The sequence below is a fragment of the Enterovibrio litoreus genome, assembly GCF_045679545.1.
Classification (GTDB): domain Bacteria; phylum Pseudomonadota; class Gammaproteobacteria; order Enterobacterales; family Vibrionaceae; genus Enterovibrio.
This window is the reverse complement of the sequence record NZ_CP166194.1, coordinates 1,681,077-1,697,345: the sequence shown is the minus strand read 5'-3', so window position 1 is coordinate 1,697,345 and position 16,269 is coordinate 1,681,077. Positions and strand designations below refer to the sequence as shown.

At 46.4% G+C, this 16,269-nt stretch carries 14 protein-coding genes; 4 read left to right on the top strand and 10 right to left on the bottom strand.

Annotated features, from left to right (window positions below; genetic code table 11):
• Positions 1-5: 5 nt before the first annotated feature.
• From ccoP to ccoN, 4 genes are read right to left on the bottom strand one after another with little or no spacing between them, the layout of a single operon-like run.
• Positions 6-974, bottom strand: coding sequence for a cytochrome-c oxidase, cbb3-type subunit III (ccoP, locus tag AB8599_RS07430; protein WP_407333106.1), 969 nt, complete (start codon positions 972-974; stop codon positions 6-8).
• Positions 971-1,144 (bottom strand): cbb3-type cytochrome oxidase subunit 3, encoded by a 174-nt coding sequence (locus AB8599_RS07425; protein ID WP_407333105.1) that lies wholly within the window; start codon positions 1,142-1,144, stop codon positions 971-973. The genes ccoP and AB8599_RS07425 overlap by 4 nt, the downstream gene beginning before the upstream one ends.
• Before the next feature lie 9 nt (positions 1,145-1,153).
• Positions 1,154-1,765 carry a cytochrome-c oxidase, cbb3-type subunit II gene (gene ccoO, locus AB8599_RS07420; protein ID WP_407333104.1) on the bottom strand — a complete coding sequence of 204 codons (612 nt, stop codon included), beginning with the start codon at positions 1,763-1,765 and terminating at the stop codon, positions 1,154-1,156.
• A gap of 12 nt (positions 1,766-1,777) precedes the next feature.
• On the bottom strand, positions 1,778-3,205 hold the full coding sequence (gene ccoN / locus AB8599_RS07415) for a cytochrome-c oxidase, cbb3-type subunit I (protein ID WP_407333103.1): 1,428 nt from the start codon (positions 3,203-3,205) through the stop codon (positions 1,778-1,780).
• 274 nt (positions 3,206-3,479) lie between these two features.
• On the opposite strand from ccoN, the gene AB8599_RS07410 reads away from it, so the two are divergent.
• Positions 3,480-3,890, top strand: a complete 411-nt coding sequence (locus AB8599_RS07410) for a hypothetical protein (RefSeq protein WP_407333102.1) — start codon at positions 3,480-3,482, stop codon at positions 3,888-3,890.
• 115 nt (positions 3,891-4,005) lie between these two features.
• Here AB8599_RS07410 and AB8599_RS07405 read toward each other — a convergent pair whose 3' ends face one another.
• Positions 4,006-4,635 carry a hypothetical protein gene (locus AB8599_RS07405; protein WP_407333101.1) on the bottom strand — a complete coding sequence of 210 codons (630 nt, stop codon included), beginning with the start codon at positions 4,633-4,635 and terminating at the stop codon, positions 4,006-4,008.
• Between the two features lie 156 nt (positions 4,636-4,791).
• Here AB8599_RS07405 and AB8599_RS07400 point away from each other — a divergent pair, with 156 nt between their 5' ends.
• Both AB8599_RS07400 and AB8599_RS07395 read left to right on the top strand, forming a co-directional pair.
• Positions 4,792-5,985 carry an FIST signal transduction protein gene (locus AB8599_RS07400; RefSeq protein ID WP_407333100.1) on the top strand — a complete coding sequence of 398 codons (1,194 nt, stop codon included), beginning with the start codon at positions 4,792-4,794 and terminating at the stop codon, positions 5,983-5,985.
• Positions 5,982-8,069, top strand: coding sequence for an ATP-binding protein (locus tag AB8599_RS07395; RefSeq protein WP_407333099.1), 2,088 nt, complete (start codon positions 5,982-5,984; stop codon positions 8,067-8,069). Before AB8599_RS07400 ends, AB8599_RS07395 begins: the two co-directional genes overlap by 4 nt.
• A gap of 132 nt (positions 8,070-8,201) precedes the next feature.
• On the opposite strand, the gene AB8599_RS07390 is transcribed toward AB8599_RS07395, so the two are convergent.
• From AB8599_RS07390 to AB8599_RS07370, 5 genes are all read right to left on the bottom strand, one after another.
• A complete protein-coding gene (locus AB8599_RS07390) occupies positions 8,202-9,095 on the bottom strand; it encodes a LysR substrate-binding domain-containing protein (RefSeq protein ID WP_407333098.1) in 894 nt (297 codons plus the stop codon).
• 153 nt (positions 9,096-9,248) lie between these two features.
• Positions 9,249-11,789, bottom strand: coding sequence for a nitric oxide reductase activation protein NorD (locus AB8599_RS07385; protein ID WP_407333097.1), 2,541 nt, complete (start codon positions 11,787-11,789; stop codon positions 9,249-9,251).
• Positions 11,790-11,837: 48 nt separating this feature from the next.
• Entirely contained in the window at positions 11,838-12,659 is an 822-nt protein-coding gene (locus AB8599_RS07380) for a CbbQ/NirQ/NorQ/GpvN family protein (protein ID WP_407333096.1), read from the bottom strand.
• A gap of 114 nt (positions 12,660-12,773) precedes the next feature.
• Positions 12,774-13,133: a ribulose bisphosphate carboxylase small subunit gene (locus tag AB8599_RS07375; protein ID WP_407333095.1), complete on the bottom strand. Its 360-nt coding sequence runs from the start codon at positions 13,131-13,133 to the stop codon at positions 12,774-12,776.
• Between the two features lie 91 nt (positions 13,134-13,224).
• Positions 13,225-14,643, bottom strand: coding sequence for a form I ribulose bisphosphate carboxylase large subunit (locus AB8599_RS07370; protein WP_407333094.1), 1,419 nt, complete (start codon positions 14,641-14,643; stop codon positions 13,225-13,227).
• A gap of 533 nt (positions 14,644-15,176) precedes the next feature.
• Here AB8599_RS07370 and fba point away from each other — a divergent pair.
• Complete coding sequence (gene fba / locus AB8599_RS07365; protein WP_407333093.1) at positions 15,177-16,241, top strand: class II fructose-bisphosphate aldolase; 1,065 nt, start codon at positions 15,177-15,179, stop codon at positions 16,239-16,241.
• Positions 16,242-16,269: the final 28 nt, after the last annotated feature.

The following is a 16,269-nucleotide window of genomic DNA, read 5'->3' as shown; positions in this document are numbered from 1 at the left end:
TGTTATTAATTTTGTGGGTTACCTAGCTGCCAAACATAAGCAGAAAGCAGTTGGATCTTATCTTCGTCCAAAATGTCTTTCCATGCTGGCATTACCCCTTGACGACCATATCGGATGGTTTCTTCAACGGCTTTACGTGAGCCACCAAACAACCATACGTTATCAGTCAGGTCAGGTGCACCAAATGCTGGGTTACCTTTACCGTCAGTGCCGTGACAAGCTGCACAAACAACGAAACGTGCTTTACCTTTCGCCGCTTCTTCAGCGTTGACCTTACGACCTGAAAGGCTCAGCGCATAAGCAGAAACTTCAGAAACGCCATCTTCACCAAATGCAGCCAACCATGCAGGCATGTTGCCGACACGACCGTGCAGAAGGGTAGCCTTAATGGTTTCAGGTTCGCCGCCATACAGCCATGCACTGTCAGTTAGGTTAGGGAAGCCTGATTGACCGCGAGCATCAGAACCATGGCATTGTGCGCAGTTCTGAATGAACAAACGTTGACCAACCTTAACGGCTTCAGGGTTCTTGGCAATTTCAGTAATTTCGAGAAGCTCATCCGAACCTGGTTTGTAAGCCAGTTTACGGAACGTTTCACCAAACACGGCGTTTGCAGCTGATAGCTCACGCGCATACTGATCAATCCCTTGGCTATTCGCCAATAGATCGCGAGATTCTTCGATGTTATTGACGTCCTGTGCAGAACTCTGCCAACCAAACAACCCTTTATAGTTCCCCAAGCCCGGATATAGAGCCAAGTAAACCACACCAAATACGATGGTTGCCCAGAACATGTAGGACCACCATTTCGGTAGCGGGTTGTTTAGTTCACGAATACCATCGTATTCGTGACCCATATCTTCACCGTCAGCAATTCCTTTAAGGTCTTTACCACACCAAATAATAAGTGCAGCGCAACCCACTAGCGTAGCGACGACAATGACAGTGATGAATAGACTCCAAAATGTTGTCATTTGTTATCTTCTCCTGTCTTTTTAAGACCTTTTTCCTCGTCAGCGAAGACAAGGTTTGCAGCTTCGTCAAATTCCGTTTTGCGACGGCTGCTGTAGGCCCAAAGCGTGATCACAATGAAGCACACAAAAATCACAAGTGTCCAGATACTGTGGAACGATACAATTTCCATAACAGTTCCTTACTTCATCGCATGGCCGAGAGATTGCAGGTAAGCAATCAGCGCTTCCATCTCTGTTTTTCCTTCAACGTCAGCTTTCGCATTCGCGATTTGTTCATCTGTGTATGGCACACCGAACATATCTCGGAAAACAGTCAGTTTTTTCTGTGTGAGGTCGCCAGTCAGCTCATTCTCGGCTAACCAAGGGAAGCCAGGCATGTTCGATTCTGGAACAACCGCGCGAGGATCTATCAAGTGAACACGATGCCATTCATCAGAATAACGACCGCCAACACGGGCTAGATCTGGACCAGTACGCTTAGAGCCCCATAGGAATGGATGCTCCCACACACTTTCACCGGCAACAGAGTAGTGACCATAACGCTCAGTTTCAGCACGGAAAGGACGGATCATTTGGCTGTGACAAACGTTACAACCTTCACGGATGTAGATGTCACGTCCTTCCATTTCCAATGCTGTGTATGGACGCAGATTGTCGACAGGCTCAGTGGTTTGCTTTTGGTAAAGCAGCGGCGTAATTTCCACCAACGCACCAAGGCTGATCGCAATGATGGTTAAGATTGCAAAAAGACCAACGTTCTTCTCTACAATTTCATGACGACTAGAACTCATTCGTTGATCTCCTTATGCTGGTTCTTCAATGGCTTTCAAGCTAGCGTCCGGTGCAGAGATGGTCTTGTAGGCGTTGTACGCCATCAAAATCATGCCTGATAGGAAGATAACTCCACCAATAAATCGAACGAAGTAGAACGGATAAGAGGCTTCTAGTGACTCAACAAAGCTGTAAGTCAATGTGCCGTCTGTATTCACCGCACGCCACATGAGACCTTGCATCACACCAGAAATCCACATCGCAACGATGTACAAAACCGTACCAACTGTCGCTAACCAGAAGTGAACGTTGATCAAGCGTAGAGAGTACATGCGCTCTTGGCCGAACAACTTAGGAATCAAGTGATAAACCGCACCAATCGAAACCATCGCAACCCAACCTAATGCACCTGAGTGCACGTGACCAATGGTCCAGTCTGTGTAATGGGATAGGGCGTTAACTGTTTTGATTGCCATCATCGGGCCTTCGAACGTAGACATGCCGTAGAACGACAGAGATACGATCAAGAAACGAAGAATTGGGTCATAACGCAGTTTATGCCACGCACCAGAAAGGGTCATGATGCCGTTGATCATGCCACCCCATGAAGGCGCGAACAAAATGATAGACATCACCATACCCAATGACTGAGTCCAGTCTGGGAGTGCAGTGTAGTGCAGGTGGTGAGGGCCCGCCCAAATGTATAGCGATACGAGCGCCCAGAAATGCACAATCGATAAACGGTAGGAGTAAACGGGGCGACCTGCTTGCTTTGGAACGAAGTAGTACATCATCCCCAAGAAGCCAGCGGTCAAAAGAAAACCTACTGCGTTGTGTCCATACCACCACTGAATCATGGCATCTATGGCACCCGCGTATATCGAGTAAGATTTCATGCCTGAAACAGGGATCGCCATACTGTTGACAATATGTAACACGGCAACGGTTAGGATAAAGGCTCCGAAAAACCAGTTTGCGACATAGATATGGGAGGTTTTTCGCTTAATCATGGTTCCGAAAAAAACCACGGCGTATGCGACCCATACAATCGCGATTGCGATATCGATTGGCCATTCCAACTCAGCATATTCTTTACTGGTGGTATAACCCAACGGCAAAGAAATCGCTGCAGAAAGAATAACTGCTTGCCAACCCCAGAAGGTAAATTCAGCCAGCTTGCCCCCGAATAGACGCGTCTGACATGTGCGTTGAACAACGTAGTAAGACGTCGCGAACAAGGCACTGGTACCGAAACCAAAGATAACTGCATTGGTATGCAGAGGTCTTAGTCGGCTGTATGTCAGGTAAGGAATATCGAAGTTTAGAGCGGGCCAAACCAACTGAGATGCAATGAGAACACCAATACCCATGCCCACAATGCCCCACAAGATAGTTACTAGGGTAAATTGACGGACAACGCGGTAGTTGTATTCCAGTTCAAGCTGCTTATCTTGGCTCATATTGCATGCTTCCACTTTTTGATTACTACACTCACGTAAATACAACGTGACTTTTACGTCACAATGCCACCCAGAAGCAATGCAATGCGAATAGTGATTGATTTATACCCACTTGATGCATTCCATTGCTATTTTATTGTAAAAGTGGCATTTTCGGTGTCGATAATACTTCACTTAATCAGTTAAATACAGGCTTCTAACCACAGACGGTTTACCCTTAGGTAACATTTATATTAAAACTTTGAGCTCTGTAACACGGGAAAGTAAAGATCTTATGGCTGCAGAAAAACTGACCACTGCTCGTTTAATACAAATACTAGTCGTTATGACTGTGCTTATTGCTGCTTTTGTTTGGCGAACGCTTGACTATTCAGTGCCGAAAAACATTTTTCAGTGTGAAATGGTTGCGAATAGTTGTCATGTTCCAATGAAGGGAAAAGAGGTAAGTATTAAGCTTGAAAAACAAGAAGATACTAGCAATTCTCTGGCTATTATTTCACCTACGCCTACGTTGTCACTTCACGTAAATCTAGATTCAGATAATACAATTCTGATTACCCCAGAGGTGATCGAAATGGGTAATAAACGTGCTTATATTTATGCTTTACCTGACAGTGTTAAATATGGGCCAACGCATAAATTCATTTTAGACATTGATCAAGATCAAATAGAAATTAACTTTTAACATAAAGTTAATATTTGTGCGACCAAGGTTAACATTTTGGCAATTAGTCGACGTTTTTACGTGAATCGCGCTAATTTAAAACAAAAGCAGCCCTAGGCTCCTTTTTTTCTGCCTGTCAGTCAGAAGAGTTTTTAAAGTAGAAAGCTTGATGATGAACCGCATTAGCTTGTCGTGAGGTAAGGTAGCGTATCAAATTTGAGGCATCTAGTGCGATATCTGGCTGGACACCGTGATTTTCACCGTCAGCATCGTTGCTGAGTGACACAACAACATAGTTGACCCTGAATCCATTCGGTTTTACATCATCATGGGCTCGTGAGCACAACGCGAGATGAAGTGCTTTTAGTGAATCCGGTGACTGTTGTTTCTGAGCAACAATGACGTAAGTGATACAGAACTCTTTCTCGGGCATCTGCGGAGTATCACTAGATCTCACGCAATCAAAAAAATGCTCATCGAGTGGCATTTCAATGTCTTCTATTTCAGGTTCTGACACCATAACAATCACGCCATCAATCGGTGATAGGCAGCGTTGCGTCCATTCAATTTCCTCAGCAAGCATTGTTCTGTCTTGAGGCGAGCAGCAGCGGTAGCGAACTCTGGGCTCTTCAGCAGCGATAGCATAGCCCTCATGATCGTCATCTGTCAGATAAACGACCACGTTTCCTTTCTCTGCCAATCTTTTGCTAATACGCTGTCCAAGAGGCTGTTTTGAATTGATGACGAGATATAGCTGGCTGTCCATGGCGAGCAAATATTTTGGCTGACAATGTCACAATTCTATCGTCTATTAATAGAGAATTCAGTGATTAAACGAAAAGAATGAATCGAAAAGCTGGTCTTTGCTGAAGTGGGAACGCTATTATTAATCTTATTGCCGCAACACAATAGAATTAAATCAATGAGAATTGCGACATCATCGTCTACCGACATAAATGCCGCTTGTGCCGTGCAGGCAATCGCGGAAGAGATTCGCAACCAAATCTCTTCTCCCTCTCTAATGCTTGTCTACTACACCGAAACGCAGGATGTAGAGAGCATCAAGGACGAATTCAAAAAACAATTCCCTGATACCGATATTGTAGGATGCTCGTCTTGTCGAGGTACGATGACAGACAAAGGGTATGTGGGTGGACACAACATTGCTGCTTGGGCCGTACAAGACGAATCAGGCACCTATGGCAGTGCGCTTTGCGACTTATCGTCGAAAGGCGATGTGTACACGGAAGCCAAACAGGTACTCCAACGCGCTATTGATAGTAGCGGCCGCCCTGGAGAGCTCCCCGCGCTCATCACCTTACACACCACCCCTGGGCATGAAGAAACCATACTGCGCGCTATCACAAGCGAGTTAGGCGTAAGTGTACCTATTATTGGGGGGAGCGCCGCTGATGACGGGGTGAGTGGTAACTGGTCACTATTTAATGGTGACAGTGTCACGAGCAATGGTATCGCCATGGCCGTATTTTTCCCATCCGCGAGGGTCAGTTATTCTTTCCATAGCGGGTATGCACCGTTAGGCGATAGTGCGGTGGCAACACGGGTGGAGGGAAGAACCTTAGCTGAATTAGATGGAAAACCCGCCGCAGAGGTTTATGCGGATTGGTTTCAAAAAGCGACGGGTAAGGCCATCGACAATAATGCGTTATTTTCGCAATCGACCTTATTCCCTCTAGGCAGGCAAACGGGCGAAATTCATGGCATGCCTTATTACACGCTGTCGCATCCCGCCACCGTTTCAGCGGAAGGCGGTATCCAAATGTTTTGTAATCTCAATGAAGGTGAGACTGTGCATTTTATGTCGGGTACCACAGAGATGCTGGTTTCACGAGCGGGTAGAGTCGTAGACTCTGCCAATGATCATGACAAAAACACCTGTGATCCTATTGGTGGCATTGCTATCTATTGTGCAGGGTGTATGTTGCACGTGATAGATTCATTGGATGACGTTGCGGCGAATATGAGTTTGTCCATGCACCAGGCGCCTTTTATCTGCCCATTTACCTTTGGTGAGCAAGGGCAGTTTTTGGGCGGGGAAATTGCTCATGGCAACCTAATGATTTCTGCGGTTTTGTTTCACAAGGATGAGTTATGACCGGCGCTGTATCAGAGAAGTTACAGGAAACGCTATTTGAACTAAATCGCGTCGAAGAACGTGAGCACAAATTCAAAGAAGAAAATCGCGCCATCCTTTCGGCGATATCTGCGATGTCTGGTGCCAGTAATAAAATTGAAGTCTTTAACACGCTACTTAAAGTGATTGAGCGTTACATTGCGTTCGATAACGCTTTGGTGCTTACGCGCAACAAAGACACGGAAGATAAATACTCCTGCCTGGTTTCCACTTCTCACGAAGTAGAGAAATTTCTTTGGCGAGATGGGGGAACATTTTCACGTTGTGTCAATGGTCAAACCGTCATTTTGTACGCGCCTCAGCGTGTTCAAGAGTTTGATTTATTAGAGCCTGTTGATTTTGAATCGTGCCGCTCAGCACTCATCACCGGCATGACAGTGAACGCCAGTGAATCTATTCTTTTGCTTTTTTCATCCCACAAAGGCGGGTTTGATATCAAAGCGCAGCAAGTTATCGAGCGTTTTCGACCGCTTATTGAGCGGACCATTATCGATATTGATTATCGTGAACGCTTGCAGTGCTTGGTCTCCGTTAAGACCCAAGAATTAACGGCCAGTCGTCAGCGATTCAGAGACTTCGCAAAAACTGCGGGTGATTGGTTTTGGGAAATAAACAATAACCTTCAGTTTACGTACCTTTCATCACCAACCAATGAATCATTGTCCGCTGAACCACAAGCAATAATGGGACAGCTCAACAGACAGCCTGACGTGAAACAAAAATTGCTTGATTTGATTCATGTGGAAGAGCCTTTCTCAGAGGTTGAGTGGAAAGTTTACAACCAAGGGGAGGAGCAGTGGATAAGTCTTTCTGGTCGTCCTTATTACGACAAACGCGGAAACTGCATGGGTTTTCGTGGAACCGCCAAAGACATCACTAAGCGAAAGCAACGTTTACACGAATTGCAGCAAGCGAGACAACAAGCTGAATCAGCTAACGCCGCAAAATCACAGTTTCTTGCGATGATGAGCCATGAGATCCGCACACCGCTTAACTCTGTGATGGGATTACTGGATGCATTGCAACAGTCTCCTATCAATGAAGAGCAAAAAACGTGGGTGCTGCAAATGGATAAATCGGCACAGCTGCTGTTGACCATTATCAATGACGTGCTCGATCTATCGCGGGTGGAATCGGATCGGTTTGCTCTGCATCCTGAGAACATCAATCCGCGAGAAAGCCTCACGGTTGTGTTCAATCAATTGAAAGAGGTGTCATCTGGCAAAGACATCGTGTTGGAAGTCGACGTGTCAGACAATGTGCCCAACCTCATCTATCAAGATGGCAACCGTTTTACACAAATTCTGTTGAATCTCGTTGGCAATGCTGTGAAATTCACAGAGAAAGGCAAAGTTCAGATTTTTATGCGTGTCGAAGATGACGTCCTGAAGCTTGCAGTCAAAGACACAGGCATAGGCATTAGCCCTGATAGAAAGAAAGATATCTTCCAGCCCTTTATTCAAGCTGATGGCAGTATTACGCGCAGATATGGTGGCACAGGGCTTGGCCTTTCTATTTGTAAAAAGCTCGTGTCAATGATGAAAGGCTCTATCGACTTTGATAGTCAGCCTGGTGTAGGCACGACATTCTATATTGATCTGCCTTTGATAAAACCTTCCGCGCAGGACATCGTGCAAAAGGACATTGTCGAAGATAACCATATTAAACCCCTCAATGTACTGGTTGCCGAAGACAGTAAGGCCAACCAAATGGTTGTCAAACTGATGCTCGAAAAAGCAGGTCATCAGGTCATTCTGGCAAACAATGGTCAAGAAGCCATTGAACTGATTGACGCCGCAGAAACCAAGTTTGACATTATTTTGATGGATATGTCGATGCCAATACTTTGTGGCATTGAAGCCACAAAACAGCTTCGCGCGAAAGGGTGTGGTTTGCCCATCATCGCATTGACAGCAAACGCAATGAATGAAGATAAAGAAAAGTGTCTGCAAGCTGGCATGGATGACTTTGTCACTAAACCGATACGTTCTGTGGTGCTCAAGCAGGCGTTACAGCGTCACACCGCGAATCACACAACGACATGATAGATTCTCGTTGATGGCAGGAAGACAACCAATCGACGTTAAACTACGCCAAGTGACACCGTCACTTCAAGCTTGTTTTTTGAAGACGTAACGATGTCAAGCCGCATATTTAAACGTTCCATCGTCACCGACCTAAAGGTCTGGCGCGACCCGCAATAAAAAATCTCTAAAAGCTATCGCAATGGGTGACAGTTTCTTTTCCTTTCTGTGCACTAAATACCAATGCCGAATAATGGGCATGTGCTCAACATCCAGCACCTTGAGTCGGTTCGCTTCAAGTTCAAGCTCAATAGTGTGGCTTGATACGATTCCCAAACTCAGCCCCGCAGATACGGCTTGTTTGATCGCCTCGCTCGCACTCATCTCTGCTGCAACGATAAGTGACAGCCCATGATTATTGAAGAAACGCTCGATAGAAAACCGCGTTCCTGAACCTTGTTCACGCACAACCATTGGCTCTTTGGCGATGCGAGCTAATGGAATGTTAGATTCATGGCAGAGTGGGTGATCAATCGGTGCAATCACTACCAGCGGATTTTCCATAAATACAGTCGCATTCAATTCGAGTTCTTCGGGCGGCTTTCCCATTATCGCCAAATCACAACCATTGCATTTAAGATCTTTCAGCAGGTTTTCACGATTCGTGACATTGAGGCTGAGCTTAACCTCGGGGTGCTGTTGAGAGAACGACGCAAGAAGGCGCGCTGCAAAGTAGTTAGCCGTGCTCGCCACCGTAATGCTCAGTTTACCTTTTGTGAGTGTTTTCATGCTGTCAAAGACATCTTCGGCATCGCGCAATTGCTGTGAGATCCGCTCGCAATACCCGAGCAGCTCTTCACCGGCTTCAGTGAGAAAAAGCGACTTACCCAGTTGCTCAAAAAGCGCCAATCCAATGTTGTCTTCGAGTTGTTTTATCTGCATAGAAACAGCAGGTTGGGTGAGGTGTAGTTCTTCGGCGGCGCGCGTATAACTGGAATGTGTTGCCACGGCCTGAAAAATATTTAGCTGTCGCAGGGTCAGATGCATACTACGTCCTTGTCTTAATCCGCGTGCGTTATATTGTCTGTGTAATCGCTTCCAACCCGTGCTGAATGTCAGATCGATTCAACGAATCGCTGCAACCCATCTTTTTCACCTTTGCAAATCTTCTCGCTTTTCCACCTTCGCAAACTTGGCTTACTATCCTGCGCGTTTGGTCAGAGAGGCAAAGAGACTTGGAAGCACATCGGGCAACTGGGTAACGCGATCGACTACCGTGTAGTGTCCTTGACCAAATACCTGACAAACATAGTTGTCGGCGTCAGGGTCAATGGTCAGGCAATAGGGGATCACGCCTTGGAGACAAAGCTCCTCGACAGCACGTCGCGTATCCGCTTGAAGATAAAGAGGGTCGCGCACATCAATGTCGGCGGGTTCTCCGTCACTCACCACTAACAGTAGTTTCTTCCTTTGTGGTTGTTGAGCCAAAAATGTTTTGGCATGACGCAACGCTGCGCCCATACGTGTAGACAGTCCGCCTTGTATACCCGCTAGGCGTGATTTGACATCGTCGTCGTAAGCGTGGTCGAAATCCTTAACTCTCTGATATTGAACATCATGTCGCCCATTTGATGAGAATCCGTGTATGGCAAAAGCATCACCAATACCATCTAACGCACTCGCCAGCATCACAGTCGCTTCTTGTGCAACATTGAGAATAGAGCGGTTTTCAATATCGTTAGGGATAGCGTCGAGTGTCGATTGGGAGAGATCGAGCAACACCAACACCGCGAGATCCCTTTCTTGTCTTTTTAAGCGCTGATCAATATTCATTTCAGGCAGTGCGCCTCGACGAAGCTCTTTCATGGCTTCAATGGCAGCATCGAGGTCTAAGCTGTCTCCTTCGAATTGTTTTCGCAATCGAACGAGGCCTTGTGGTTGCAAGGCCTCAACCAAAGCTTTGATCTTTTTTACCATCGTTTGCCGTTTGGCAATGATGCTGTCGATCAGATCTGGATTACCCATAGGAACACGCCGCTCTGTCAACGTCACCCAAGCGGGTCGATGTGCATTCACGGCGTAATCCCACTCGTGGTAAACAAAAGGGGGCGAGATTTTGGCTTTTGCCTCTTGTTCGTTCATGCTGACATTTTCTGGATCACCATCGCGGAAAAACTCGGATTCCAATATCCAAATTTCCTGTGCATTTTCATCGGCCAATTCACAGTCAATCTCGTTCACCATTTCCGTCACGGAAACGGTACGCTTTACTTGACGATGGTGTTGGATTTCCCAGTGAATGATGTCAGACGCGTGTTGACGCCAAAGTGTTTGGTTGTCGTCGCGATAGATAACCAATGGTTTAATACTAAGGGTGTTGATTAAACCCGGAATTGATGCGGTAAACTCTTCGTCAGCTTCTAGTGCACTGGCTAACCAAGTTCCTAGTTTTTCAATGGTTGCATGTTCGTCATCTTTATTGATTGATACATCAAGAGGATAAGCTGTTCCGTTGGGAATAATGGCACTTGACGTGTTATCACTGAACTTATTGAGTGACGCCGTAACAAGTGGGTGAGCGTTTGCGCCGCTTACCTTCATGTCAAGCAATGCAATGGCAATATTGTTCAATAAAGACAATGCATTATTCGATCTATTCTGCACGACACTCCCGTGAGCATCGATGTCATGAAAACTTCGCCACAAGGTTTTCATACCAGGAAAGGTCTTGATGGCATAGGCTTCAACGCGCGCATCTTCAAAGAGTTCTATGCACACTCGTTCAAGTTCAGTGAATGGATCGCGCAAGCGAGGACGACTGTATCTAAGGTGCGAGGCGCAATGCGTAGCCATGGCACGATAAAGTCTTTTCTCCGTGGCGTTTTTTGCCTTGGATTCGCGCTCACCATTGATGAGTGACGAACCATCAATGGCATCAGGCAGCAAGATAACCCCATCTTCAATGGTGGGAATAGGCTTGCAAAGGCGAGGGCTGCATTGCCCTTCGCTAGCATCACTCATGTTGAGCTCAATGACAGGAAGACAAAGAGGACGCATAAAGAAGTCTTCGCCCCAGATCGCGCGGAGGAAAAATTGAAGCTGTCTTTGAATATGGCTGAAAAGCATGCCTTTACGTTGTTGCTGTAAAACGGTTTGGCTTTCCGCAGAGGTCAGCGAAAAGTAAGCGTGCAAAGCATCGTCATTGTGAGCATGTGCATTAGCGCCAAACAACGCCCAATACCGCAAACCAGACATCGGCACGGTTTCGAGCAAATGTGGCGTGTTTTCAATAATGGTTTTCATGTGCCGCGGGGCTTTCAGAGCTAGCTGCTCAATAAGCAAGAGGTAGGACTGAAACGCATCTGTCGTATCAAGTTGCTTTGCAATCTTTGGTAGCGATAGCAAGAACTGTGATAGTCGCTCGCTACTCAGAGAATGACTGAGTTCAAAGACCGTTTCTCCGATTAATTTAGTGACACTGTCATGATTTAATTTTGATTTAAAATCATCCACATAGGGAATAGAGACTATCCAGGCGGCGATCATACTGTGGTTTTTCTTCTGTTTGACAAATTTCTCAATCACACCGACGTAGTCATTCAATTCATCATCACTCAGTCTACATTTGGCGTTTTCTAATGCAGCGCTGATATCGGTCGCGTTGCTGCCCTCATACTTGATTTCGCCAAGCTGCAAAGCATCTTTGATTTGATCAATTGAATAAAACGTCTCGTCGGTCATGATGTTTACTCCATGGCTGTCACTGACAGATAGTTAACTGACAGATAGTTAAAAACAACCTGATACCGTGGCATCCAATGTTTCTCGAATATCAGGGTCATCACTTAGTGGACGTACAAGCGCCATATGGCAAGCCGAGATCGCGGGAATGCCTTGCTTGATTAACTGTGCTGTGTAAACCAAAAGCCGAGTAGATATGCCTTCATTGAGGCCGTGCCCGACAAGGTTTCTTGCATGGGTGGCAATTTGGATGAGTCGGAGGGCCGTATCTTGATCAATACCGGTCTCATGACACACAATTTTCATTTCGGTTTCTTCGTCAGGATAGGTAAATTCCAACGCAGCAAAGCGCTGCTTGGTCGACGTTTTCAGATCTTTCATCAGGGTTTGATACCCGGGGTTATAAGAAATCACCAACTGAAAATCAGGATGTGCAGACAACAGTTCACCTTTCTTTTCTAATGACAGCGAGCGCCTGTAGTCCGTCAGTGAATGAATAGCGACCGTAGTATCTTGCCTTGCTTCGACGACTTCATCGAGATAACAAATCGCGCCAATACGCGCAGCAAGCGTTAGCGGGCCATCTTGCCAATAGGTGCCGTTGGCATCCAACAAGTAACGACCAATCAAATCCGATGCCGTCATGTCTTCATGGCATGAAATCGTTATTAGCGGCCTGCCTAAGCGCCAAGCCATATGTTCAATGAATCGTGTCTTACCACAACCTGTTGGCCCTTTTAGCATCATAGGGATTCGAGACTGATACGCAGCTTGATAAAGCGTAATTTCATCACCGGCTTCCTGATAATAGGGCTCTTTGTCGATCATATACTGATGATGCGAAGGCATCGCTGGTATCGCCTGAGTCATTGCTGGCCTCCATATTTTTACGTCACATGCTCTAAGCAATCGAAAAAAAGACCGGGACGGGAGTAGGATAGAGATTTCCGCCCCAGTCAAAGGACTAATCATGAAAATAGAGGTTTATTCGAAGCCGGGCGCGCGGTAAATCACCATTGATGCCCCCTGACTTTGCGCCAAGTTGTCGTATCCCACCAATCGCACGTGATGATTGGGATTCAGGTTGTGGCAAAGCTGTGCTTCGTTGAGAATGGTGTCCACATTCGTTTCACCAAACATTGGCAACTTCCACATATACCAATAGGCACCGCTCGCTTCCTCTGGCTCAGAGTGTTCAACGGCAGGGTTCCAGCCTTTTCTGACGATGTATTCCACTTGGCGGCGAATTTGCTCGGCCGTCATACGCGGCAGATAGGAAAAGGTTTCAAATTTTCGACTGTGTTTGTCCGTCAATCGAGACGGGTAATCCATCACTTCACTCATGGTATGACTCCATTAAATCGTATCAACTAACTTGGCGTGGTCATGCGCCATCTTCTCTGCTGTATCCATCTTCTCTGCTGAATATTAGGGATCAGGCATGAACCACATCGAGTTTATCGACAGTATCAAATTCAAATTTGACCTCTTTCCATGTTTCCATCGCCGCTTTCAATTCAGGGCTATGTTTGGCTGCGGCGGTAAGAATATCTTTCCCTTCACGTTCAAGCTCACGGCCTTCGTTTCTCGCCTGAGTGCACGCTTCTAAGGCGACTCGGTTTGCAGCCGCACCAGCGGCATTCCCCCAAGGGTGTCCTAATGTTCCTCCTCCAAATTGAAAGATGGCATCGTCACCGAAAATAGAAACCAACGCAGGCATATGCCAAACATGGATACCCCCTGAAGCCACAGGCAATACGCCAGGCATAGAGCCGAAATCCTGATCAAAGAAAATCCCACGAGAGCGATCTTCTTTAATGAAACGATCACGCATGATGTCAATCCAACCAAGCGTCGCTTCACGGTCGCCCTCGAGCTTACCGACCACGGTTCCCGAATGAAGATGATCCCCTCCAGAGAGACGAAGACACTTCGACAGCACGCGAAAGTGAATGCCGTGGCGAGGGTTTCTATCTAGTACGGCATGCATAGCGCGGTGAATGTGCAGCAACATGCCATTCTCACGACACCAGTTAGCTAAACCCGTGTTAGCGGTAAAGCCCGCAGTCAGAAAGTCATGCATAATAATGGGCATATCGAGCTCTTTGGCGAACTCAGCACGGCGATACATTTCTTCAGGCGTGGCAGCGGTAACATTGAGGTAATGTCCTTTACGTTCGCCGGTTTCGCGTTCTGCGCGATGAATGGCTTCCGCAACATATTCAAATCGATCACGCCAGCGCATAAAGGGTTGAGAATTGACGTTCTCGTCATCCTTGGTGAAATCCAGCCCTCCACGAAGCCCTTCATAACAAGCACGACCGTAATTTTTCGCGGATAAGCCCAGTTTTGGTTTGATGGTACAGCCAAGGAGCGCACGCCCGTATTTGTTCAGTTTGTCTCGCTCAACTTGAATACCATTAGGCGGCCCGCCGCAGGTTTTGACATACGCAATCGGGAAGCGAACATCTTCCAATCGCAGGCCGCGAATTGCTTTGAATCCAAATACGTTGCCCACGAGTGATGTGAGTACATTCACCACTGAGCCTTCTTCAAACAGATCGATAGGGTAAGCAACAAACGCATAGAAAGCGGTGTCGTCTCCCGGTACATCTTCAATCGCGTAGGCGCGCCCTTTGTAGTAGTCGAGATCGGTCAAGAGATCAGTCCAAACCGTCGTCCATGTCCCCGTTGAGGATTCCGCCGCAACTGCAGCGGCTGCTTCTTCGCGTGGCACGCCGGGTTGGGGTTCAATTTTGAAACACGCCAGCAGGTCAGTATCCGCAGGGATATAATCTGGCATCCAATATGTTTCGCGATATTCCTTCACGCCGGCTTGATAACTTTTAGCCATAATATTTTCCTTATTTGTTTTCAGGTGACTATTTCGCCATCCAATTGTTGGCTTGACTTAATTCTTAGTGATAACGAAATGGATGTGAAATAGCGTCTACTTATACCTACGATAAATAATAATATTTAAGTGGGGGCGAGGTGATTATCTGATAAGAAAATGAATCTACATTATTGATTTTAAACGCATGAGATCTATTCCTTTACATTAGGCAAAAGTGAATTCCCCTGCTAGCACCGAATCAACAACACACTGAAAATAAATGATTTATGACCATTAATATATCTAATATAAGTATTATTTATCTTTATTCCTGTTATTCCTGATTGGTGCGAGTGACGGTACAACCTTAATGTGGATTTACTAACGGTGCGTGCGGCATTAATTTCACATTATACCGACCAAATTATACAGACCATAGTTATATACATATGTGTTTGTGTACGTGTGATTCGATAAATAATAAAAACGCCAGCATTAACCTAATTTTTCGTAGACAAGATATTTCAAATACAGCGAGCAAGGAGAGAATCATGGCATTGATCAGCTTAAGGCAATTACTCGATCACGCCGCCGAACACAGTTACGGAGTTCCGGCCTTTAACGTTAATAACATGGAGCAAGTGCATGCGATCATGCAGGCTGCTGAAGCATGCGACAGTCCTGTGATTTTGCAAGCATCGGCAGGGGCTAGAACCTATGCGGGCGCAGGCTTTTTACGTCATCTCATGTTAGCCGCCGTTGAACAATGGCCCTCTATTCCTATTGTGGTTCATCAAGATCACGGGGCTTCACTGGCAGTTTGTCTCCAATCCATTCAGCAAGGTTTTACGTCTGTCATGATGGATGGCTCCTTGCTAGAGGACATGAAAACACCGGCGAGTTATGAGTACAACGCTGATATTACCCGTCGGGTTGTCGAGATGTCTCACGCTGGTGGCGTATCCGTAGAAGGAGAGTTGGGCTGTTTGGGATCATTGGAAACAGGGACAGCTGGAGAAGAAGATGGCTCCGGCGCAGAGGGCGTCCTGAGTCATGAACAACTGTTAACTGACCCAGAAGAAGCCCTCATGTTTGTTCAACAAACTGGGGTCGATGCGTTAGCGATTGCCATTGGTACCAGTCATGGCGCATACAAATTTAGCCGACCACCGACGGGGGATATACTCGCCATCGATCGCATCAAAGCGATACATGCGATGATCCCTGACACCCATTTGGTGATGCACGGTTCATCCTCGGTTCCTCAAGATTGGCTCGAAATTATCAACGAATATGGCGGTGAAATGGGGGAAACCTATGGCGTTCCCGTCAGCGAAATCGTTGAAGGCATCAAACATGGTGTGCGTAAAGTCAACATTGACACCGATCTGCGCATGGCAAGCACTGGTGCGGTTCGACGTTTTCTAGCACAAAACCCTAGCAACTTTGACCCAAGAAAATTTCTTATTGCGGCAACCAAAGCGATGCAAACACTTTGTCATGAACGCTATGAAGCATTTGGTTGTGCGGGTATGGCGTCGAAAATCACTCCCGTGAATTTAGAGGTGATGGCACTTCGTTATGCCAATGGCGAATTAACGCCGTCTTTTCGTTGAAGCAAGACATCAGAATATAAATACAAGA